The sequence below is a fragment of the Sphingomonas sp. genome, assembly GCF_040398505.1.
Lineage (GTDB): Bacteria > Pseudomonadota > Alphaproteobacteria > Sphingomonadales > Sphingomonadaceae > Sphingomonas.
On sequence record NZ_JBBATX010000044.1, the window covers coordinates 1 to 18,359 of the forward strand.

General features: G+C 64.7%; 19 protein-coding genes. 14 read left to right on the forward strand and 5 right to left on the reverse strand.

The features are described 5' to 3' along the window. Positions 1–723: 723 nt before the first annotated feature. The gene (locus ABWP09_RS07500; RefSeq protein WP_353204544.1) at positions 724–2,046 is read right to left on the reverse strand and encodes a NupC/NupG family nucleoside CNT transporter; all 1,323 of its coding nucleotides are present in this window, start codon (positions 2,044–2,046) and stop codon (positions 724–726) included. Between the two features lie 217 nt (positions 2,047–2,263). Between ABWP09_RS07500 and ABWP09_RS07505 the strand changes: the two genes are divergently transcribed. The 6 genes from ABWP09_RS07505 (at position 2,264) to ABWP09_RS07530 (ending at position 6,727) form a co-directional block, all read left to right on the forward strand. After that, positions 2,264–2,953, forward strand: a complete 690-nt coding sequence (locus ABWP09_RS07505; protein ID WP_353204526.1) for a queuosine precursor transporter — start codon at positions 2,264–2,266, stop codon at positions 2,951–2,953. Between the two features lie 93 nt (positions 2,954–3,046). Then, complete coding sequence (gene argB / locus ABWP09_RS07510; protein ID WP_353204527.1) at positions 3,047–3,949, forward strand: acetylglutamate kinase; 903 nt, start codon at positions 3,047–3,049, stop codon at positions 3,947–3,949. A 253-nt stretch (positions 3,950–4,202) separates the two neighbouring features. Then, positions 4,203–4,511 carry a YggT family protein gene (locus tag ABWP09_RS07515; protein WP_502959774.1) on the forward strand — a complete coding sequence of 103 codons (309 nt, stop codon included), beginning with the start codon at positions 4,203–4,205 and terminating at the stop codon, positions 4,509–4,511. Positions 4,512–4,530: 19 nt separating this feature from the next. Continuing rightward, the gene (gene folD / locus ABWP09_RS07520; RefSeq protein WP_353204528.1) at positions 4,531–5,406 is read left to right on the forward strand and encodes a bifunctional methylenetetrahydrofolate dehydrogenase/methenyltetrahydrofolate cyclohydrolase FolD; all 876 of its coding nucleotides are present in this window, start codon (positions 4,531–4,533) and stop codon (positions 5,404–5,406) included. Between the two features lie 230 nt (positions 5,407–5,636). Next, positions 5,637–6,110 carry a hypothetical protein gene (locus ABWP09_RS07525; RefSeq protein WP_353204529.1) on the forward strand — a complete coding sequence of 158 codons (474 nt, stop codon included), beginning with the start codon at positions 5,637–5,639 and terminating at the stop codon, positions 6,108–6,110. After that, the gene (locus ABWP09_RS07530; protein WP_353204530.1) at positions 6,107–6,727 is read left to right on the forward strand and encodes a MarC family protein; all 621 of its coding nucleotides are present in this window, start codon (positions 6,107–6,109) and stop codon (positions 6,725–6,727) included. The genes ABWP09_RS07525 and ABWP09_RS07530 overlap by 4 nt, the downstream gene beginning before the upstream one ends. 125 nt (positions 6,728–6,852) lie before the next feature. On the opposite strand, the gene ABWP09_RS07535 is transcribed toward ABWP09_RS07530, so the two are convergent. After that, the gene (locus ABWP09_RS07535; RefSeq protein ID WP_502959775.1) at positions 6,853–8,649 is read right to left on the reverse strand and encodes an AcrB/AcrD/AcrF family protein; all 1,797 of its coding nucleotides are present in this window, start codon (positions 8,647–8,649) and stop codon (positions 6,853–6,855) included. Here ABWP09_RS07535 and ABWP09_RS07540 point away from each other — a divergent pair. Together ABWP09_RS07540 and ABWP09_RS07545 are read left to right on the forward strand one after the other, a co-directional pair. Next, a complete protein-coding gene (locus ABWP09_RS07540) occupies positions 8,633–9,130 on the forward strand; it encodes a GtrA family protein (RefSeq protein ID WP_353204532.1) in 498 nt (165 codons plus the stop codon). The genes ABWP09_RS07535 and ABWP09_RS07540 overlap by 17 nt on opposite strands. Positions 9,131–9,158: 28 nt before the next feature. Further along, on the forward strand, positions 9,159–9,893 hold the full coding sequence (locus ABWP09_RS07545; RefSeq protein ID WP_353204533.1) for a class I SAM-dependent methyltransferase: 735 nt from the start codon (positions 9,159–9,161) through the stop codon (positions 9,891–9,893). 20 nt (positions 9,894–9,913) lie between these two features. On the opposite strand, the gene ABWP09_RS07550 is transcribed toward ABWP09_RS07545, so the two are convergent. The 3 genes from ABWP09_RS07550 to ABWP09_RS07560 all read right to left on the reverse strand — a co-directional run bounded on the left by ABWP09_RS07550 (position 9,914) and on the right by ABWP09_RS07560 (position 13,593). After that, positions 9,914–10,978, reverse strand: a complete 1,065-nt coding sequence (locus tag ABWP09_RS07550; RefSeq protein WP_353204534.1) for a glycosyltransferase family 2 protein — start codon at positions 10,976–10,978, stop codon at positions 9,914–9,916. A gap of 92 nt (positions 10,979–11,070) precedes the next feature. Further along, positions 11,071–13,161 (reverse strand): RelA/SpoT family protein, encoded by a 2,091-nt coding sequence (locus ABWP09_RS07555; protein ID WP_353204535.1) that lies wholly within the window; start codon positions 13,159–13,161, stop codon positions 11,071–11,073. A gap of 117 nt (positions 13,162–13,278) precedes the next feature. Then, a complete protein-coding gene (locus ABWP09_RS07560) occupies positions 13,279–13,593 on the reverse strand; it encodes a CC_3452 family protein (RefSeq protein WP_353204536.1) in 315 nt (104 codons plus the stop codon). A 119-nt stretch (positions 13,594–13,712) separates the two neighbouring features. On the opposite strand from ABWP09_RS07560, the gene ABWP09_RS07565 reads away from it, so the two are divergent. The 6 genes from ABWP09_RS07565 to ABWP09_RS07590 form a co-directional block, all read left to right on the forward strand. Further along, complete coding sequence (locus tag ABWP09_RS07565; protein WP_188446238.1) at positions 13,713–14,204, forward strand: winged helix-turn-helix transcriptional regulator; 492 nt, start codon at positions 13,713–13,715, stop codon at positions 14,202–14,204. A 71-nt stretch (positions 14,205–14,275) separates the two neighbouring features. Next, positions 14,276–15,016: a heme ABC transporter permease CcmC gene (gene ccmC / locus ABWP09_RS07570; protein ID WP_353204546.1), complete on the forward strand. Its 741-nt coding sequence runs from the start codon at positions 14,276–14,278 to the stop codon at positions 15,014–15,016. A 100-nt stretch (positions 15,017–15,116) separates the two neighbouring features. Further along, complete coding sequence (gene ccmE / locus ABWP09_RS07575) at positions 15,117–15,551, forward strand: cytochrome c maturation protein CcmE (RefSeq protein WP_353204537.1); 435 nt, start codon at positions 15,117–15,119, stop codon at positions 15,549–15,551. Between the two features lie 10 nt (positions 15,552–15,561). Further along, positions 15,562–17,514 carry a heme lyase CcmF/NrfE family subunit gene (locus ABWP09_RS07580; protein ID WP_353204538.1) on the forward strand — a complete coding sequence of 651 codons (1,953 nt, stop codon included), beginning with the start codon at positions 15,562–15,564 and terminating at the stop codon, positions 17,512–17,514. Beyond that, positions 17,511–18,038 carry a redoxin family protein gene (locus ABWP09_RS07585; protein ID WP_353204539.1) on the forward strand — a complete coding sequence of 176 codons (528 nt, stop codon included), beginning with the start codon at positions 17,511–17,513 and terminating at the stop codon, positions 18,036–18,038. The genes ABWP09_RS07580 and ABWP09_RS07585 overlap by 4 nt, the downstream gene beginning before the upstream one ends. Beyond that, positions 18,035–18,359 (forward strand): cytochrome c-type biogenesis protein (locus ABWP09_RS07590; RefSeq protein ID WP_353204540.1); only part of this gene is annotated, 325 nt, incomplete at its 3' end. The genes ABWP09_RS07585 and ABWP09_RS07590, both read left to right, overlap by 4 nt.

The following is an 18,359-nucleotide window of genomic DNA, read 5'->3' on the forward strand; positions in this document are numbered from 1 at the left end:
CAATCTCGTCCTCAATTATAGAGGATTATAATTAGCGTTGAACAGCCCTGGGGGGGGCGCCGAAACACGTTAGTGTCTCGATTGGTGATTAGCTCCCGTTCGAGACAGATCCGAGAAACCTTGATGCCCGCAGCACGCAATCTGGCTTCGTAAGATTACAGTATCTGCTTATCGTGAACGCTCGGAGATTGTGGCGGTCGCGTCCGATATAAAGCATTTGAAGTTCTGTAGGTGGCAACGGGGCTGTCAATGAACTGCCTACGACAACCTCTTGAGGGTCGGGCGTTCTTGGTCCATCAATGCCTATAAAGTCGACGAAGACTTTATTATTTGTGTCGTTGTTTAAAGACGTGGCGGGGCCGCACGATGAGAGAGCGAAAATTGTAGATGCGAAAGCGGCAGCGCGTCGTTTCATTTCGGTAGGATGCAGGTCAGCGCGAATGTCCGCAAGTGGGGCGCGAGCCGACACTCCCCCAACCGTCACCCCGGCCTTGAGCCGGGGCCCATCCATCCGCTAGCGCGTCGGTCGCATTCGAAGCGTTGCGCTTGCTGCACCATGGGCCCCGGCTCAAGGCCGGGGTGACGGGGGGAGTGCGCGATCCCCTCCCCGTTCGTTTCGAGCTTGTCGAAGGGCCTTTCCCCGCGAAGCTGCTCTTTGTGGCGAGGTGGGCTTCGACAGGCTCAGCCCGAACGGGTTTGGGGTAGGCGCCTCACCGAAGCCCGTTACCCGATCAACAACCCCGCGAGAGCCGCCGACATCAGGTTCGCCAAGCTCCCCGCCGCCAGCGCCTTCAGCCCGAGTTTGGCAATCATCGGGCGTTGGTTCGGAGCTAAGCTCCCGGTCACCGCCATCTGGATCGCGATCGAGGAGAAATTGGCGAAACCGCACAAAGCAAAGGTCACCACCGCGATGGTGTGCTCGCTCAGGCCCTTTTGCGTGCCGAGGCTGATATAGGCGACGAATTCGTTGAGCACGATCTTCTGCCCGAACAGGCCGCCGGCGATCTGCGCTTCGTTCCACGGGATGTTGAGCAGGAACATGATCGGCGCGAACACCGTGCCGAGCAGCCCCTGGAAGCTGAGCGTCGGATAGCCGAACCAGCCGCCGATCCCGCCGAGGATGCCGTTGGCGAGCGCGACTAGCGCGACGAACGCCAGCACCATCGCGCCGACCGCGACCGCGAGCTTGACGCCGGTCTGCGCGCCTTGCGCCGCCGCCATGATGATGTTGGCGGGCTTTTCCTCGTCATGGCTGGCTTGCGGCATCGGTTCGCCGGGGGTGCCTTCCGGGAGCAAGGCGGCCGGTCCCTGGCCGCTGATCCGCGTCTCGGCGAGGCGGATGTTTTCCTCGGGATGATCGCCGAGCGGGAGTTCGCCCTGTGGCACGGGCTCGTCGGGCATCATGATCTTGGCCATCAGGATCCCGGCAGGCGCCGCCATGAAGCTTGCCGCGAGCAGATATTCGATGCGGATCCCCATCGATGCATAGGCAGCCAGGATCGTCCCCGCGACGCCCGCCATGCCGCTGGTCATCACGGTGAACAGCTGCGCCGGGGTGAGGCCGGCGAGATAGGGCCGGATGACGAGCGGCGATTCGCTTTGCCCGACGAAAATGTTGGCGGCGGCGCACAACGCCTCGACCTTCGACACGCCGATCACCCATTCGATCGCGCCGCCGAGCCAGCGCACGACGAACTGCATGATGCCGAGATAATAGAGGATCGACACCAGGCTGGCGAAGAAGATGATGACGGGGAGCGCTGCGATTGCGAAGCTGTTGCCGCCGATCTCGGGCCGGGCGAGCGGGCCGAACAGGAAATCGACGCCGTTATGCGCATAGCCGAGCAGGTTCGAGACGCCGCCCGACAGGAATTGCAGCGCGGCGACCCCGGCGGGCACCTTCAGCACCAGTACCGCGATCCCGATTTGCAGCGCGAACGCCGCGCCGACGACGCGCAGCCGGATCGCGCGGCGGTTGCTCGACAGCAGGAGCGCGAGGCCGAGGATGACGGCGATGCCGAGGATGCCGATCGAAAAAGAGCCCATGAACTGCATCACTCGCGGTTGAAATCGCCCACGCGGCCCCCCCGCGCGAAAGCGGGCACCATACAGGGCCGCGCGCTTGGGGCTAGAGCCGATTGATTCGTCAGGCTGTGCGGCTGAACCCCACGGCGTAACCCCGGCACAGGGCCGGGGTGACGGAGGGGGGCGGGCGCGCACCTGGACGTTTGACGCGCGGGCGAAACCGGCTAGCGTTGCGGCGATGGAAACACCTGCACACCCTGCGCCCGGCGGCATCCCGCGCGCGCTCTTCGCTTTCTCGATTTTCTATGGCGGCATGGTCTGCATTGCCGGGGTGCTCGGCAACAAGCAGGTCACACTCGGGCCGGTTTCGGCGCTCGGGCCGCTGCTCGGCCTCCCGCCGCTGGCGATCGAGGCGGGGATTTTCGCGTTCCTGCTGCTGGTCATCACGTCGAGCGCGGTGGCCGAATTGTATGGGCGCAAGGTCGCGAATTTCCTGGTGCTGGTCGGGTTCGTCCCGCTGATCACCTCGATGCTGCTGACGCTCGCCATTTTGCGCATGCCCGCAGCCCCCGAAATGGCGCCCGACCGGCTGGCGGCGTTCAACACGATGATGATGGCGACACCGTGGATCTGGCTTGGCGGGATCATTTCTTACGGCATTTCGCAAATGCTCAACGTCACGATCTTTTCGTGGCTGAAGGGCCGCGAGGGGAATTCGCTCTTATGGTTCCGCGCGGCGGTGGCGAGCGTGCTGAGCCAGATCGTCGACACGGTGCTGTTCATCACGATCGCGTTTGGCGTCGGCGCGATCGGCTGGCTGATGGCCGGGCAGATGCTGGTCAAGGTGCTGCTTTCGATTGTGCTCGTGCCGTTGTTGATCACCGCGATGGTCGCGTTCGGGCGGTGGCTGGATCGCAACCCAGCATAAATTTGTCATCCCCGCGAAAGCGGGGACCCAGCTCGCCCCGAAGGAGATGGGTCCCCGCTTTCGCGGGGATGACAAGCGGGCTAAAGGGCACGCATGACCGACCATTCCCCCGCCCCCGAACTCCTCGCCAAGGCCGAAACGCTGGTCGAGGCGCTGCCCTATATGCAGCGTTACGCCGGCAAGACCTTCGTTGTGAAATATGGCGGGCATGCGATGGGCGACCCCGAACTCGCGCGCGATTTCGCCGAGGATGTCGTGCTGATGAAGGCGGTCGGCATCAATCCGGTGGTGGTGCATGGCGGTGGGCCGCAAATCGGCGCGATGCTCAAGCGGCTGGGGGTCGAATCGCGCTTCATCGATGGCTTGCGCGTTACCGATGCCGAGACCGCGCAGATCGCCGAAATGGTGCTGGCCGGGAGCATCAACAAGGAAATCGTCGGCTGGATCGGGCAGGCGGGTGGCCGCGGCGTCGGCATTTCGGGGAAGGACGCCAATCTGGTCGTCGCCGAAAAGGTTGGCGGACGGCGCGAGCCCGATCCCAATTCGGGGATCGAGCGCCATGTCGATCTCGGGTTCGTTGGTGATCCGGTTGCGGTCGACCCGTCGATCCTGATCAACCTCGCGCGCGATGGCTTTATTCCGGTGGTGGCGCCGGTCGGACTCGGCGCGGATGGCGCGACCTATAACATCAACGCCGATACGATGGCGGGCGCGATCGCGGCGGCCCTGGGGGCGGAGCGGCTGTTTATGCTGACCGACGTGGTCGGCGTGCTCGACAAGAGCGGGACCTTGCTGACCGATCTCGTCCCGGCCGATGTGGCGCGGCTGCGCGCCGACGGTACGATCAGCGGCGGGATGATCCCCAAGCTTGAGACGTGCGTCCGCGCGGTCGAGGGCGGGGTCGACGCCGCGGTCATCCTCGACGGGCGCGTGCCGCATGCGATGCTGCTGGAAATCTTTACGCGACGCGGTGCGGGGACTTTGGTGCGGAAGTAAGAAGAAGGTTGGTTCGCGCGGAGGCGCGGAGACGCGGAGAAGAAAAAGAAGGGCGCGGCAGCGCTCAAACGACCATCGTGCCGCAGGGACGACGCGAGACGTGTCTCCCGACCCCGCCGTTGTGCACTTTCTCCGCGGCTCCGCGTCTCCGCGTGAATCAACCTTCACAGAACGCCCCCGCATTTGGAAACCTCAAGGGGTGTTCGCACGCGCGCGATCGCGCTAGAGCCGGATCGACCCCGAGCGGAGAGACATGGTGCTGACGATCCTTCAAATCCTGCAAGTGCTGATTCAGGCGATCTCGATGGTCGTGCTGGTGCAGGTGATCCTGTCGCTGCTCGTCGCGTTCAACGTCATCAACACGTATAACGAGACGGTCCGCGCGATCTATCAGGGCCTCAACAAGGGGACCGAGCCGCTGTACCGCCCGTTCCGCCGGATCCTGCCCGATTTCGGGCAGATCGACCTCGCGCCCTTCGCGCTGCTGGTGACGCTCAACATCCTGAGCGCGATCGTGCTGCCGCGGCTGATGCTGTGGTACATCGGCGCATCCCTGCTCTGACGCCCAAGGAGCGGACCGCATGACCGCCAGCATCATCGACGGTAAAGCCTTTGCCGCAGGCTTGCGCGCGCGCGTCGGCGCGCGGGTCGCGGCGTTTGTCGCGGCGAGCGGCCGTGCGCCGGGGCTGGCGGTGGTGCTGGTCGGCGAAGACCCGGCCTCGGCGGTCTATGTCCGCAACAAGGGGCGCGCGACGCGTGAAGCGGGGATGGTGAGCGTCGAGCACCGCTTGCCCGCCGATGTCCCGCAGGACGCGCTGATCGATCTGGTCGATGCGCTCAACGCCGATTCCGCGATCGACGGGATTCTGGTGCAATTGCCGCTGCCGCCGCACATTGACGAGCGCGCGGTGACGACCCGGATCGACCCCGACAAGGATGTCGACGGCTTCCACCCGGTCAATGCCGGGCGGTTGGCGACGGGGTTGCCGGGGTTCGTGCCGTGTACGCCGCTGGGCTGTCTGATGCTGCTCAAGGACCAGCTTGGCGATTTGAGCGGGCTCGATGCGGTGGTGATCGGGCGGTCGAACATCGTCGGCAAGCCGATGGCGCAATTGCTGATCGCCGAGAGCTGTACCGTCACGGTCGCGCATTCGCGCACGCGCGATTTGTCGAGCGTGGTCAAGCGCGCCGATATCGTCGTCGCGGCGGTCGGGCGGGCGCAGATGATCAAGGGCGAGTGGATCAAGCCGGGCGCGACCGTGATCGATGTCGGGATCAACCGCACGCCCGAGGGTCTGGTCGGCGATGTCGATTTCGCGGGCGCGATGGGCGTGGCGAGCGCGGTGACGCCGGTGCCGGGCGGGGTCGGCCCGATGACGATCGCGTGTTTGTTGCGCAATACGCTGATCTCGGCGGAGCGGCGTGAAGGCGTGGCATATGAGAAGGGCGCGATCTGATGCTAGCGCTCTTGCTCCTTGCGGCCCTGCCCTCCGCCGCCCCCTCCGTTCGTGCTGAGCTTGTCGAAGCACCGCGCGTTGCGCTCGCGGATAGCGGCCCTTCGACAGGCTCAGGGCGAACGGAAGAAGAAAAAGGGTCCGCCCTCGATGCCGAACGCGCCTTTGCCGCCGATGCGCAGACGCTCGGGCAATGGACCGCCTTTCGCAAATGGGCGGCGCGCGACGCGACGATGTTCGTGCCGCAGCCGATCAACGCGCAAAGCTGGCTTAAGGACCGTAAGGACCCGGCCAAGGCGATCGCGTGGTGGCCGACCGCGAGCTATGTCTCGTGCGACGGGTCGCTTGCGGTCAATACCGGCGGATGGAAGCGGCCCGACGGCGCGGCCGGCTATTTCTCGACGGTGTGGCAGCGGCAGCCGGACGGCGGCTGGAAGTGGATCGTCGATGGCGGGGATGATTTGAAGGTCGCGCGTTCCAGATCGGCTAACCCTAAAGTTGTTACGGCATCGTGCATAAAAATTCCGCGAGCTATACCGAAGAAATCCAAAACGGAGCCGCGCTATGGCGGGGGTGAGTCCGGCGACCAGTCGTTGACATGGGAATGGGGGTACAGTTCTGCAGGCAATATTCGCGTCTTTTCCGCCTATCTTTGGGATGGAAGACGCACCGTGGATGCGATCGATGATGTGATCTTCTTGAAATGATCGAACTCTACATTTCCTCGCTGATCACCTTTTTCGTGGTGATCGATCCGCCGGGCTGCGCGCCGATCTTTGCCGGGCTGACCAAGGGCGCGAGCGTGGCGCATCGCCGCGCGATGGCGATCCGCGCGGTGCTGGTCGCGTCGGCGATCCTGTTCGCCTTCGCTTTGTTCGGCGAGGCGTTGCTCAAGGGGCTGGGGATTTCGCTCGCGAGCTTCCGGATTGCGGGCGGGATCATGTTGTTCCTGATCGCGCTGGAAATGGTGTTCGAAAAGCGCACCGAGCGCCGCGAAGACCGCGCCGCCAAGATTGCCGCGACGCCCGAGGTCGAGGATGTGTCGATCTTCCCGATGGCGATGCCGATGATCGCCGGGCCGGGGTCGATCGCGTCGGTGATGCTGCTCGGTTCGCGCAACCCGGGGCTCGAGCAGCATCTGGTGGTGTTCGGCGCGCTCGCCACGATCCTGCTGCTGACGTTGATCGCGTTGCTCGCAGCAGGGCCGATCATGCGCGTGCTGGGGGTGAAGATCGAGGCGGTGATCACGCGGCTGCTCGGCGTGCTGCTCGCGGCGCTGGCGGTGCAGTTCGTGATCGACGGGGTGAAGATCAGCCTCGGCTAAGCCGACCGCAGGTCGAGTTTTTTCTTATCCTCTTCGTGCCTTTGCGTCTTTGTGTGAGCAAAGAAGATTGTCTCACACGAAGACGCAAAGGTACGAAGAGGGCAGCAGGAGGGCTGCGCTTCGCGCTATTTGATCTGCCACAGCCGCAGCGGCGACTTCTTTGGCATTGGCAGCGGTTCGAGCCAGTCGAACGTCTTGCGATGCGCGAGCTGGTCGTAAAAGCCGCCCGGTGCGCGGGCGCGGTAGATCGTCGATTCGGCCATGTTGGGGCACACCAGCAGCAGCGTCGCGCCGTGGCGCTTGGCAATCATGCGGAAGTTCTCAGGCGTGCCGGAGAAGGCATGCTGCACGTCGAGGATCGCGTTGCCATTGCGGTGATACGGGCCGGCCACGGCACTGTGATGCGTGATCGTGATGATCCGCGGCCCCAGATCGACGAAGCTGAAGATCGTCTGCGCCGGATAGCGGTCGAGCGGGCGCAGCGCGCTCATCGTCGGGCAATTGCCGCTGGCGCGGTCGACGATTTGGGTGCGTTTGTCGGGGCGGTCGATCGGCAGGAGCCGGATCGCGAGCCCGGCGAACAGCCCCGATCCGATCAGCAGGATCACCGCGACCGTGCCGAACACGCGGACCAGCGCCGATTTGCTGCTTTGGAAGTAGGGCACCAGCATCCACCCCAAAGCGACCGCGCCCGGGACCGCGAGCATCTGCGCCGCTGGCCCGGCACGCACCTGCCACAGCAGCAACAAGGCGGCACCCGTCACGAACAGCAACACCGTTGCCCACGCCAGCCCAAGCGCCGTCCCGCGCGCGCGCCACGTCGCGACCGCCGCCCCGAGCACGCCAACCACCGGCAGCACCGCGACCGGAAAGGCGATGCGGAACGGATGCGCGTAGATCGGCCGCGCCTCGCGGATCATGTTGAGCCAGTTCTTCTGCAATTCGGGCGAGGCTTGTTCGGGGCGGCCGAGGCATTGCGGGAAAATGAGCGCGAAGCCGATCACGATGATCGCCCCTGCGGCGACCGCGAGTGCGAGCCGGACCCAGCGATTTTGCGGGTTTGCCCAGGCCAGCGCGAACAGCAGCGCGCCCGCCATGACCATCACGCTCAGCCATACCGGGGTCAGCGCATCGCAGCGCAACACGGCATTGGCGTAGGAGGCGAACAGCGCATAACCGAGCGCGCTCCCCGCGCCGAGCGTCAACGCATAGATCGTCAAGCGCGGCGCTTCGGCCCGGTCCCATACCCAGCGCAGCGTCAGAATCGCGCCCGCGATCGCGGCATAAGGCAGCATTTCGAGCCCGATCGCGAGTGACACCGCGCCCGCCAGCCCGACGATCGCGCCACCGCGAAGCGGCTTCGGGTCGCACAGCCCGGCGACGGTGAGACTGAGCATCGCGAGCTGCCAGCCATGATGGTCGATCCGCTCGGGCATATACATTAGCAGCGTCGCGGTGCAGCACAGCAGCAGCAGGATCGCGAGCGGCCAGGCATAGGGGCTGACCAGCCGCCGCACCGTTGCGCCGATCCCGAGGAAGGTGATGGCGAGCGGCAGCAGCGGGGCGATGCCGCACGCCAGCATTTCGGCCTCGCGCGCGCCCACGAACGGGCGCAGCAGCAGGATGAGCCCGGCGATCGGCAAATCGACGATCCGGCTCCAATGCATGTCGTATCCGCCGGGCGGATTCAGGCGATATTGGCGCAGATCGTACCAATCCTGCCCGCCGAGCCACGCACGGACTTGCATCAACCGCATATTATCGTCGGTGTCGCCGAGCTGGAGGAAATGGATCCCGGTCCAGCGTTGCGCCACGAAATAAACCGCGACGCCCAACCAGGCGAGCAGCGTGAGCGAGACCCAGTCACGCTCCAGCGCCCGTGTGAACCGACTGCGCCCGTGCAAAGTGCTTCCCTCGACCATCATCGCGCTCTACTGGCGCAATCGTAAAGGGCAAGCGAACGTGGCGGCGAACGACAAGGCAATGTGGCGACGTGTCGAACAGCTGCGCGCGAGCGGGATGTTCGGCGAGGTGATTCGTTTCGGAATCTCGGGCGTGCTCACGACGCTGATTTATGTGGCGGTCTATTGGCCGCTGACGCGCTTCGTGTTCGAGCAGCGGCACGCGGTTTATGCCGTGCCGTTCGCCTTCGCCGTGGCGGTGACGGTTGGCTTTTTCCTGCACAGCCGGTGGAGCTTCAAGGGCCATGCGACGCGTGACGCGGACCGGCTGCGGCACGTAAAATTTGTCGCGGTGCAGGCCTCGGGCATCGCGCTCAACGGGCTGATCACGTGGATCGGGACGGCGAAGCTGGGCTATTCCCCGATGGTGCCGTTGCTCCCCGCCGTCGCCTGCGCGACGGTCTTCACCTTTTTCCTCAACCGCCAGCTGGTTTTTAAATAATGGCCCCGAATCGGATGGATCGCGCCTGATGGACCGTATCGTTTACGACCGAATGGCGGCGCATGATTCGACGCATTGGTGGTACCGCGCGCGGCGCGACATCCTTGCCGAGTATCTGACGCGCGAAGGTGGCCTGCCGAAGGATGCGCGCATTCTCGAGATCGGGTGCGGGACGGGACACAATTTGCCGATGCTCGGCGCGTTCGGCACGGTCGAGGCGATCGAGATTGATCCGGCGGCGCGCGCCATCGCCAGTCAACGCCTTGGTGCGCCGGTCGGCGATGCGCCGCTGCCCGAGCTGCCCGGGATCGAACGCGGCGCGTATGATCTGATCGCGGTGCTCGATGTGGTCGAACATATCGCAGACGATGTCGCGGCGCTGAAGGCGATGCGCGACTGCCTGAAGCCCGGCGGTAAGATCCTGATCGCGGTGCCCGCGCACCAATGGCTGTGGAGCGCGCACGACGTCGTCAATCATCACCACCGGCGCTATTCGAAGGCGACGCTCGCCGCGGCGATCGATGCGGCCGGGCTCGAACATAACGGCTTGCGCTGGTTTAACTCGCTGCTTTTTCCGCTGGCCGTCGCCGCGCGGATCGCGGGGCGGTTGCGCGGCAAGGACGATAGCGACGATTCCCCCCCGCACCCTGCGCTCAACGCGCTGTTCGAGCGGATCTTCGGGCTTGAGCGTCACTTGCTTGGCAGGGTGCCGTTGTCGCCCGGCGTCTCGATCGTGACGCTGGCGTCGAGGCGCGCCGCCTAATCCTCCGCTCGTCCCCGGATTTACTCCAGGGTTGTCGAAGCACTGCTCTCCACCGGCATTGTCGCATGTGCGGAGAGCAGCCCGTCTACAGGCTCAGGGCGAACGGCGGGAGTTGGTTCTGCGCGATACCCCAGCGTCGCATGGCCCTTCACCGGGCCGACCACATCGGCGACCAGATACAGCGGGCGGCGTTTCGATTCGACATAGAGCCGTCCGAGATATTCGCCGATCATGCCGAGCACGAACATTTGGAACGCGCCGAGCAGGACCACGACGAGCATCGTCGAAGTCCAGCCCGCCACCGCGCTGCCGCTGAAAAAGCCGACCGCGATGTACAGGAACAGCAAGAGCGAGGCGGCGGTGAGCGCGAGTCCGAGATGGCTGGCGAAGCGCAAGGGGGCGGTCGAAAAGCCGGTGACGGCATCGAGGGCCAAGCGGATCATCTTGGCGAGCGGATAATTGGTCTCGCCGGCATGGCGCTCGGCGCGGTCATAGGGGAAGGGGACCTGGCGAAAACCGACCCACGCGACCATCCCGCGGATGAAGCGCGCCTGTTCGGGCATCGCCAGAAACGCATCGAGCGCGCGCCGGCTCATCAGCCGGAAATCGCCCGTGTCGAGCGGGATTGCGGTATCGGTGACGCGATCGAGCAAACGATAGAAAGCGGCAGCGGTGGCTTTCTTGAACAAGGTCTCGCCCTCGCGCGAGCGGCGCACGGCATAGATCACGTCGGCCTGAGACTCGATCATCGCCGCGCGCATCTCGCCCAAGAGTTCGGGCGGATCCTGCAAATCGGCATCGATGATCAGGATTTGCGCGCCCGAGCACAAATCGAGCCCGGCGGTCAGCGCCAATTGATGGCCGTGGTTGCGCGACAGGTTGATAACCACCAGCCGCGGATCGGCGGCGGCGAGGCGCTGCATCACCGGCCAGCTATCGTCCTTCGACCCGTCATTGATGAAGAGGATTTCGTAATCCTCGCCGACCGCCGCGCGCGCCGCCGCCGATACGCGGCTGTGCAGCAGATCGAGGCAGGGCGCCTCATTGTAACACGGGATGACGACGGAGAGAGCGGGGCGGGGCATTGCAGCGGTCTAGCGCGATGTTGCGCATCCGTCATGGGTCAAGTTGCAAAAGCCGGGACCGTGGGTGGCTTTTGGTCGGTGACTAGGGACGCCTAAACCCGGACCACGCCGTTGACCGCATCCGCCGCGCGCAGCGCGCCGATGACGTGCATCAGATGGTGGACGTCGTGAACCTCGACATCGATCGTGTTGGTGTGAAATCCGGTGTCGCGATTGTCGAGCCGCAGGTTGACGATATTGGCCTTTTGCGCGCCGATGATCGTCGCGATCGTCCCCAGCGCGCCGGGCTCGTTCTTGACCTCGACCGAGATGCGCGCGGTCGCACCCTCGGTCTTGTCGCCCCACGACAAATCGACCCAATCGGCGTCGTCGGCGGAGGCGAGCACCGGGCAATCGATCGTATGGACCTCGATCCCCGCATCGGGGCGGCGCAGGCCGACGATACGATCGCCGGGGACAGGGTGGCAGCATTCGGCCAGATCGAACGCGACGCCGGCCGTCAGGCCGCGGATCGAGATGGCGGCGAATTGCGGCGGCATATCGCGCAGCGCGTCACCACCGGCCGATCCCGGCATCAGCGCCTCCATCACCGCCCGGTCGGGAATGCGCCGCCGTGCGATCGCCTCGAGCAAGGCGGCTTCGTCGGCCACCTTCAGCCGCTGCATTGCCACCGCCTGCGCGTCGGCCGCGAGCGGCGCGGGCAAGCGCGAAACGAGTTCGTCATACATTTTGCGCCCGAGCGACTGGGTTTCGACGTGTTCCTTGTGGCGCAAGTGCCGCCGGATCGCAGCGCGGGCCTTTCCGGTGATCGCGAAGTTCATCCAGCCCGGCTGCGGCTCCTGCGCTTTCGACCGCAAAATCTGCACCTGATCGCCATTTTCGATGATGGTGCGTAACGGCACGACGCGGCCGTTGATCTTCGCGCCAACCGCCTGATCACCGAGATCGGTGTGGACCGCATAGGCAAAGTCGATCGGCGAGGCCCCCTTGGGCAATTGCTGCAATTCGCCCTTGGGGGTGAAGGCGAAGATGCGATCCTGATACATCGCCATCTTGGTATGTTCGAGCAGCTCCTCCGGGGATTCGGCGGTGTCGAGGATTTCGACCAGATCGGCGATCCAGCTATGCTGCGTGTCGGGGCGGACCTTGTTTTGCTTGTACGCCCAATGCGCGGCCAGGCCGAGTTCGGCCTCTTCGTGCATCGCAGCCGTGCGGATCTGGATTTCGACGCGCATATTGTCGGCATGGATCACCGACGTGTGGAGCGACCGATAGCCGTTGCGCTTGGGGGTCGAGATATAGTCCTTGAAGCGCCCCGGCACCATCGGCCAGCGGCGGTGGATCGTGCCCAGCGCAGCGTAACACGCCTCCTCGCTCGGGACGATCGCGCGGAACGCCATGATGTCGGAGAGTTGCTCGAAGCTGATGTGCCGCTCGGCCATCTTCTTCCAGATCGAATAGGGATGCTTTTCGCGCCCCGAAATATCTGCCTCGATCCCGGCGCGCGATAGCAGCAGTTTCAAGCCCGAGCCGATCTTGGCGATGCGGTCGCCGCCGCCTTCCTTGAGTTGGGCGAGGCGGATGGTGATCGATTCATACGCTTCGGGTTCGAGTTGCGCGAAGGCGAGCGTTTGCATCTCCTTCATGAATTCGTACATGCCGATCCGCTCGGCAAGCGGCGCGTAAATGTCCATCGTCTCGCGCGCGATACGGCGGCGCTTGTCCTCGGACTTGATGAAGTGCAGCGTGCGCATATTGTGCAGCCGGTCAGCGAGCTTGACCAGCAGCACGCGGATGTCGTCGGACATCGCCAGCAGGAACTTGCGCAAATTTTCCGCGGCGCGTTCGTTTTCGGTTTGCGCCTCGATCTTGCTGAGCTTGGTGACGCCGTCGACCAGCCGCGCGACCGATGCGCCGAACAGCCGCGTAATCTCCTCGGGCGTGGCGACGGTATCCTCGATCGTATCGTGCAGGATCGCGGTTGCGATCGTCTCATCGTCGAGGTGCAGATCGGTCAGGATCCCGGCGACTTCGATCGGATGGCTGAAATAGGGATCGCCATTGGCGCGCTTCTGGCTGCCATGTGCCTGCATCGAAAAGACGTAGGCGCGGTTGAGCAGCGCCTCATTGGCATTGGGATCGTAATCAAGGACGCGATCGACGAGTTCGTACTGGCGCAGCATGTCGCGTCCAAGATGGTGTCGCGGCGCGTTGCTTTGCAACATATTTGCGCATTGCCCCAAGAAAAAGCCCCTCCCGTGGCACGCACGGAAGGGGCAGTGGCATCTCGGGGAGGAGCCTTATTTGGCGCGGGCGTTGCACTTTTCGAGCGCCGGAGCGTCGAACGGCTGGCCGCCTGCGCTAAAGGACACCAGCTTGCCCGTGCTCTTTGCGACCATTTCGCACATGATCGCGTCGCGCTGGGTCGCCTTGTTCGCGGTGAAGGCGGTGGTGTTCCACTTCCACACTGTGCCGCTGGTGATCAGCAGCGTCTTGGCAGGCGCAGCGACCGGGGTCGCAGCATAATAGGGTCCGTCGGCGGCCTGCGCGGCGAACGGGCTGAGCGAAGCGGCCGAGACCAAAACGGCGGCGGCGAGCGAGAGCAAGCGGGTCATGGGGAGGCTCCTTCTTTATTCAGTTGCGAATCACTACTTAAATGCTGCACATGCGAGTTGCAAGTGAAAACGTATATTTCATTCCCACGACGCGCAAAAATGCGATAAGGTGACAGATTATGGACGGAAAACTCCGCGAGCCCCTGCGGGAATTAGCAAGCTGCAGCCTTCCTGCTGCGCTCGAGGCTATGGGAGAACGCTGGAGTTTCATGATCTTGCGGGCGGCCTTTAACGGGCTGCACCATTTCGAGGAATTTCAGTCCGAACTCGGCATTGCGCGCAATATTCTCGCCAATCGGCTCGGGCGACTGGTCGATCACGGCATCCTGACGCGCACCGCGATGCCCGCCGACCGCCGCAAGATCCATTATCAATTGACCGACAAGGGCTCGGCGCTGCTGCCGACGATGCTTGCGCTGCGGCAATGGGGTGAACGGTGGGAGACGGGTTTCCCGGCGAGCCCCGTTTTGGTCGATGCGCGCGACATGCGGCCGATCGGGCCGATCGACGTCCGCGCGCATGACGGGCGGGTGCTGACCAAACACGACTTGCTCTGGGCGCTGCCCGAGCATGTCGATTATGGCGAGGCCGAACTGCGCGCCGCCGAGTAAAGCGTGCCAAGAAACACCGCGACACAAACCGCCAGTAGATTCCCGCGAAAATCTTGCGTATTCAGGTGGCCGTGCCCAGCCTCCACGCCTTCGCCAACCCGGCGCGCTTCCTGAAAATCGCCGGGCCGCTGACACCCTTGCTGTTCTGGGCGGGCGTGCTGCTGCTCGGTTATGGCGTGTGGGGCGGGCTGACGCAGACTCCAGCGGATTATCTGCAGGGCGAGACGGTGCGCATTCTCTACATCCATGTGCCGACCGCGTGGCTCGGCATGTCGGGGTGGAGCGGGATTGCGGTCTCGTCGCTGGTATTTCTCATCTGGCGCCACCCGCTCGCGATGATCGCCGCACGCGCGATTGCGCTCCCCGGCGCGGTGTTCGCGGCGTTGTGCCTGGCGACAGGATCGATCTGGGGTCGGCCGACCTGGGGCACGTGGTGGCAATGGGACGGGCGGCTGACCTCGATGCTCCTGCTGTTCTTTGTCTATCTGGGCTTCATGGCGCTGGTGCGTGCCGATGACGATCGCGGTGGAGACGGGCGAATCCCGGCAATCTACGGCATTGCCGGATCGGTGCTGCTGCCGATCATCCGCTATTCGGTGGTGTGGTGGAACACGCTGCATCAGGGCCAGAGCATCGGCATCACCAAATCGAGCATCGACCCGTCGATCCTGTGGCCGTTATGGTTCACGCTGTCTGGCTTCACGCTGTTGTTTGCCGGGATTGTGCTGATGCGGATGCGCACGATCCTCGCGCGCACCAAGGCCGAAGCGCGGATGCGGCGGATGGGGAACGTTGTGGAGGTGATGGCGTGAACCCGTGGCCATTCGTGACCGCTGCCTATGGGTTGACCGGCGTCGCATCGGTCGCGCTGGCGCTGTGGAGCTATTTGGCGATGCGGAAGGCCGAGAAGAAATGAAGGCCAAGCATCAGCGTTTGACTCTGGGTCTGCTCGCGGTCGCGGCGGTTGGCGGGGCGAGCGTGCTCGCGCTCTCCGCGCTGAAAGATCAGGCGGCGTTCTTCTACGCGCCGGGCGATGTGAAGAAAGACGGCTTGCCGCTCGGCAAGGCGGTGCGGCTGGGCGGGATGGTCGAGGGCGGCTCGATCCAGCGACTCGCCGATGGCGTGTCGATGCGCTTCGTCGTGACCGATGGCCTCGCCACCGTGCCGGTTGCGTTCCGCGGCATCGCGCCCGATCTGTTCCGCGAGAAATCGGGCGTGGTGGCAGAAGGGTCGTTCAACCTCGACGGCAGCTTTACCGCGACCAATTTGCTCGCCAAGCATGACGAAAAATACATGCCGCCCGAAATGGCGGGCAAGATGCACGAGACGAAATCCCTGAAACCATGATCGGCGCACGATGTTAGCAGAAGCCGGTCTTGCCGCCTTATGGTTCGCTGCGGCGCTCGCCTTGCTCCAGCTAGTGCTGGCGGGGCTCGGCGTGTGGCGTTCGGCGAAACCGGCGCTGGCCGAGGACGTGCCGACCGCCGAAATCATGGCCGCAGTGCGCCCGGTCGCGGTGGTGCAGGGGATGCTCGCGCTCGCCGCGATGGTGTTGCTGATCTGGGTGTTCGCGCGCAGCGACATGTCGGTGCTGCTGGTCGCGCAGAACAGCCATTCGGACAAGCCGATGCTGTACAAGGTGGCGGGCGCGTGGGGCAATCACGAAGGCTCGATGCTGTTATGGGTGACGATCCTCGGTGTGGCGGGTGCCGCGGTCGCCTTGCTCGAACGCAGCCTCGCCAAGCCGACATTGATCGCGACGCTCGGCGCGCAGGCCGCGATTGCGCTGGGCTTCTACGCGTTCCTGCTCTTTTCCTCGAACCCGTTCGCGCGGATCAATCCGGCCCCGGCCGATGGCAATGGCCTCAATCCGTTGCTGCAGGACCCCGGCTTGGCGTTCCATCCGCCGACCTTGTACATCGGCTATGTCGGCATCTCGATCGCGTTTTCGTTCGCGGTCGGCGCGATGATCACGCGCGATGTCGGCCCGGCTTTTGCCCGCGCGATGCGGCCGTGGGTGCTCGGCGCATGGATTTTCCTGACGCTCGGCATCACGGCGGGCTCCTATTGGGCGTATTACGAGCTTGGCTGGGGCGGCTGGTGGTTCTGGGATCCGGTCGAGAATGCCTCGCTAATGCCGTGGCTGGCGGCGACCGCCTTGCTCCATTCGGTGTCCGTGCTGGCGACGCGTGATGGCCTCCGCGCCTGGACCTTGATGCTGGCGGTGGTGGCTTTTTCGATGTCGATGCTCGGCACGTTCCTCGTCCGTTCAGGGATATTGACCAGCGTCCATGCCTTTGCGGTCGACCCGACCCGCGGTTCCTTCATCCTGGCGCTTCTGGCGATCTATATCGGCGGCGCGCTGTTGCTGTTCGCGCTCCGCGTCGGCACGGTCAAGCAAGGCAATACCTTCGATTTCGTCAGCCGCGAGGGCGCGCTGATTGCCAATAACCTCTTGCTGACGGTGATCCTCGGGATCGTGCTGATCGGCACGCTTTACCCGATCGTCGCGGCGGGGTTCGGCACGCAATTGTCGGTCGGGCCGCCGTTTTTCGACAAGGCGGCGGGGCCTGTAGCGCTGGCGCTGGTCGCGGTAATGGCGGCGGGGCCGATGCTGCGATGGCGGCGCGACACTGCGGAGGCGGTACTCAAGCGGATGACGCTGCCAGTCGCGGGGACGGGACTCGTGCTGATCCTGGTGGCGCTGCTCGGGCATGTCGCGTTGCTGCCGCTGCTCGGGCTGGCGCTTGCGGCGGGGCTGGCGGTGGCGAGCGTTGCACCATTGTGGAAGCGTAATTTGCGCCGCACGCCGCTCTTCACTTACGGCATGGTGCTTGCGCATCTCGGCATCGCGGTGAGTCTGGCAGGGATGGCGTGCGACACCGCCTTTACGCAAGCGACGCTGGTTGCGGCGCGCGTCGGCGTGGCGCAGCGCGTCGGGCCGTTCACCGTGACGCTCGACGGGATCAAGCCCGTGGTCGGGCCGAACTGGTCGGCGCTCGAAGCGCGGCTGAGCGTTAGGCGTGGCGAGGCGGGCAGTGTATTCTACCTTCGCCCGCAATCGCGCTTCTTTGCCAATCCGGTGACGACGACCAGCGAATCGGCGATCGCGACGCGCTGGGATGGGCAGCTCTACACCGTGCTCGGCGAACCCGACGGGACCGGGCGCTGGCAATTGCGGCTGTGGTGGAAGCCGTTCGTGACGCTGATCTGGTTCGGCGGCGCGCTGATCGCAGTTGGCGGCGCGCTGTCGCTGCTCGGGCGCTTGCGGCGCGCGCGCCGCACCGCGCCGAAGGAAGGGTATGCATGATGCGGCCGCTGATCTGGGTGCCGTTCCTCGGCGCGCTCGCCCTGTTCGCGGTGATCGCCTGGGGGCTCTACAAGCCCGCCGACCGAGTCGTGCATTCGGCGCTGGTCGGGCAGAAATTGCCGGCGTTCAATCTGCCGCCGATCGTTCCGGGCAAGCCGGGTCTCGCCACCGCCGCCTTCGCGACCGGCAAGCCGCGCTTGCTCAACGTGTTCGCGAGCTGGTGCATCCCGTGCATCGCCGAGGCGCCGCAACTGCTGAAATTGCAGCAAGCCGGGGTCGAGATCGACGCGGTCGCAATTCGCGATACGCCCGACGCGATCGCGGATTTTCTGGCGCGTAATGGCGATCCCTATCGTTCGATCGGCGATGACCGGGCGAGCATGGTGCAGCTCGCGCTCGGCTCGTCGGGCGTGCCCGAGACGTTCGTGATCGACGGGCAGGGGCGGATCGTCCAGCAGCATGTCGGCGATATCCGCGCCGAGGAAGTGCCGGGGTTGATCGCGGCGGTGCGGAACGCGCGGTGAAGTGGCTCGCCGCCTTGCTGCTGGTGTTAGCCGCACCCGCCCTCGCCGACAGCAACCAGCCGGCTGCGCCGCTGGCGAACGTGCAGCTTAAAGACTCGTCCAAAGAAGCGCAGGCACAAGCGCTGATGCTCACGCTGCGCTGCGTCGTGTGCCAAGGGCAATCGATCGCCGACAGCAATGCCGAAATGGCGGGGGACATGCGCTCGCTCGTTCGCGCCAGGATCGCGGCCGGGGAGAGTCCGCAGGCGATCCGCTCGTGGTTGATCGCGCGCTACGGCGATTATGTCAGCTATGATCCACCGTTCAGCGCGACGACCGCGC

Bases quoted from the DNA above. Each gene is read 5' to 3' on its own strand.
- argB (WP_353204527.1), top strand. From the start codon at position 3,047: ATGACCGACCATTCCCCCGCCCCCGAACTCCTCGCCAAGGCCGAAACG.
- ABWP09_RS07555 (WP_353204535.1), bottom strand. From the start codon at position 13,161: ATGCTGCGCCAGTACGAACTCGTCGATCGCGTCCTTGATTACGATCCC.
- ABWP09_RS07560 (WP_353204536.1), bottom strand. From the start codon at position 13,593: ATGACCCGCTTGCTCTCGCTCGCCGCCGCCGTTTTGGTCTCGGCCGCT.
- ABWP09_RS07515 (WP_502959774.1), top strand. From the start codon at position 4,203: ATGGTGCTGACGATCCTTCAAATCCTGCAAGTGCTGATTCAGGCGATC.
- ABWP09_RS07545 (WP_353204533.1), top strand. From the start codon at position 9,159: ATGGACCGTATCGTTTACGACCGAATGGCGGCGCATGATTCGACGCAT.
- ABWP09_RS07580 (WP_353204538.1), top strand. From the start codon at position 15,562: ATGTTAGCAGAAGCCGGTCTTGCCGCCTTATGGTTCGCTGCGGCGCTC.
- ABWP09_RS07500 (WP_353204544.1), bottom strand. From the start codon at position 2,046: ATGGGCTCTTTTTCGATCGGCATCCTCGGCATCGCCGTCATCCTCGGC.
- ABWP09_RS07530 (WP_353204530.1), top strand. From the start codon at position 6,107: ATGATCGAACTCTACATTTCCTCGCTGATCACCTTTTTCGTGGTGATC.
- folD (WP_353204528.1), top strand. From the start codon at position 4,531: ATGACCGCCAGCATCATCGACGGTAAAGCCTTTGCCGCAGGCTTGCGC.
- ABWP09_RS07525 (WP_353204529.1), top strand. From the start codon at position 5,637: ATGTTCGTGCCGCAGCCGATCAACGCGCAAAGCTGGCTTAAGGACCGT.
- ABWP09_RS07565 (WP_188446238.1), top strand. From the start codon at position 13,713: ATGGACGGAAAACTCCGCGAGCCCCTGCGGGAATTAGCAAGCTGCAGC.
- ABWP09_RS07585 (WP_353204539.1), top strand. From the start codon at position 17,511: ATGATGCGGCCGCTGATCTGGGTGCCGTTCCTCGGCGCGCTCGCCCTG.
- ABWP09_RS07550 (WP_353204534.1), bottom strand. From the start codon at position 10,978: ATGCCCCGCCCCGCTCTCTCCGTCGTCATCCCGTGTTACAATGAGGCG.
- ccmE (WP_353204537.1), top strand. From the start codon at position 15,117: ATGAAGGCCAAGCATCAGCGTTTGACTCTGGGTCTGCTCGCGGTCGCG.
- ABWP09_RS07505 (WP_353204526.1), top strand. From the start codon at position 2,264: ATGGAAACACCTGCACACCCTGCGCCCGGCGGCATCCCGCGCGCGCTC.
- ABWP09_RS07535 (WP_502959775.1), bottom strand. From the start codon at position 8,649: ATGGTCGAGGGAAGCACTTTGCACGGGCGCAGTCGGTTCACACGGGCG.